Source organism: Thauera butanivorans NBRC 103042 (assembly GCF_001591165.1).
Classification (GTDB): Bacteria; Pseudomonadota; Gammaproteobacteria; order Burkholderiales; family Rhodocyclaceae; genus Thauera; species Thauera butanivorans.
The window spans coordinates 1-1,861 of record NZ_BCUG01000119.1; the positions used below are offsets into that span (position 1 = coordinate 1).

Annotated in this window: 1 protein-coding gene; it reads left to right on the forward strand. The window is 64.6% G+C overall.

Translation table 11 applies throughout. The features are described from left to right. Positions 1–400: 400 nt before the first annotated feature. Positions 401–1,771: a group II intron reverse transcriptase/maturase gene (ltrA, locus tag TBU01S_RS22585; RefSeq protein ID WP_068639723.1), complete on the forward strand. Its 1,371-nt coding sequence runs from the start codon at positions 401–403 to the stop codon at positions 1,769–1,771. The last annotated feature ends 90 nt before the right edge of the window (positions 1,772–1,861 follow it).

Below are 1,861 nucleotides of genomic sequence, written 5' to 3' on the forward strand. Positions count from 1 at the left end.
TGCGCCCAGCATGGGCGCACTCCTGCGGGTGCAAGTCCCGCCGTAAGTTGATCACAGCGAACGAAGTGAAGCGCAACTGCGTGAGGGTGACCGATCGTGGGAAGGAAGCGTGGAGCATAAGCTGCGAGCCGATGGACAAGAATCGGATAGAAGGCGTTGCGGAGCAGGGCGAGCGGGCCAGAAACCGTGAAGCTCTCGTGATCGAGGCGAAGTGGCGTAAATCCGGCGGTTGTGCAGTGAAGGAGTGCGTTCTTACCTGGGGAGCTCTCGCCTTGTGCCTGAAAGGGCGACGGTGAAGAGCCGGAGCGAGAAGTCAGCCGAAGCCGTAGTACTTGGCGGTGGGGCCGGTGAGGCTGGAGACTGCTGAGGAAGGGCCGAACGAGTAGGAGGGCCGAAGGCCGTGTCGCTTGGAGGTGCAGAGCATCAGAAGCCCGCGCAGGCGGGGCGTATTGCGGGAGGGCGAGGTGAAGCCAAACCTGAAGCGGTGCGTGATGAAGCACGGACGGCGCGGCACGAAACCGGAAGCCCAGGGCGAGAGGGCCTGCTTTTGCAGGTGCTCGCGAGCGCGAACATGGAGTTGGCGTGGAAGCGCGTCAAATCCAATCGCGGCAGTGCTGGGGTGGATGGGTTGTCGATCGCCGAGACGGCGGCGTACCTGAGAGCGCACTGGTGCCGGATTCGGGCCTCGATTCTGGATGGCAGCTACCGGCCCGTGCCGGTACGCCGCGTCCAGATTCCGAAACCCGATGGCGGGGTGCGCGAATTGGGGATCCCGACGGTAACGGATCGGCTGATCCAGCAAGCCCTGCTGCAAGTCTTGCAGCCGATGATTGATCCGACGTTCTCTGAGCACAGTTACGGCTTTCGTCCGGGCCGCCGTGCGCACGACGCGGTGCTCGATGCCCAGCGCTGTGTGCAGGACGGCTATCGGGTGGTGGTCGATGTGGATCTGGAGAAGTTTTTCGACCGGGTCAATCACGACATCCTGATGGAGCGGTTGGCGAGGCGAATCGAGGACAAGGCCGTGCTGCGGCTGATCCGTCGTTACCTCGTGGCCGGAATCATGGATGGCGGTGTGGTCGTGGAGCGCTACGAGGGGACGCCGCAAGGCGGGCCGCTGTCGCCGCTTCTGGCCAATGTGCTGCTCGACGAGGTGGATCGGGAGTTGGAGCGGCGGGGCCACCGCTTCGTGCGTTACGCGGACGACTGCAATGTGTATGTGCGCAGCCGTCGAGCGGGCGAACGGGTGCTGGAAGGGCTGCGCCGGCTCTACGACCGACTCCATCTGAAGGTCAATGAGGCCAAGACGGCGGTGGCGCAGGCGACCGGTCGCAAGTTTCTGGGCTACGAGTTGTGGCGCAGTGCGGGGGACCGAATCAAATGCGCTGTGGCCCGAAAGGCGTTGGAGGCCTTCAAGCAACGCATCCGGCAGATCACGCGCCGCTCGGGCGGGCGTAGCCTGCCCGAGATCGCCGAACGGCTGCGGGCCTACATGCCGGGCTGGAAGGCATACTTCCAGCTTGCGCAGACCCCCAAGGTGTTCGGCGAACTCGACGAGTGGATTCGCCACCGGTTGCGTGCGGTGCAGCTCAAGCACTGGCGTCGGGGAACGACGATGTACCGGGCGTTGAAAGCGATGGGGGCTTCGGAGGCGGACGCCCGCAAGGTGGCCGCGAACAGTCGGTGCTGGTGGCGTAACAGCCGCATGCGACTGAACCGTGTGATGCCCATTGCCTACTTCGAGCGGCTCGGCGTGCCTCGGCTCTCATGACCTCAACTGCTCGAACCGCCCGGTGCGGACCCGCATGCCGGGTGGTGTGGGAGGGGATCGGTCAGACTCACTGACCGCCCCTATCCCGAT